General features: G+C 43.3%; 1 pseudogene. It reads right to left on the bottom strand.

Features of this window, described 5'->3' with window-relative positions:
- Nucleotides 1-208: pseudogene (locus tag AB4140_RS17310) on the bottom strand (transposase); the annotation flags it as partial.

Below are 208 nucleotides of genomic sequence, written 5' to 3'. Positions count from 1 at the left end.
TTTATGCGTCGTTGAATACTTGTGTAATCTGAAGTTTCAGGTGTTGCAGCCATTTGTGCGCGAATTGGATTCAAATCAACATACGCCATACAGGCGAGAACTGCAGCATCATCTAACAAGGCTTGAGATTTAAACCGCCCTTCCCAAAAACGGCCTGTACACTTATCTTCTTTATTGGCCATTCTAGCAATGGGTTCACTCAAGGAAC

The sequence above is a fragment of the Shewanella sp. 10N.286.51.B2 genome, assembly GCF_041469265.1.
GTDB lineage: Bacteria > Pseudomonadota > Gammaproteobacteria > Enterobacterales > Shewanellaceae > Shewanella.
The sequence above is the reverse complement of the archived record's forward strand: the minus strand, read 5'-3'. Positions and strand labels throughout refer to the sequence as shown.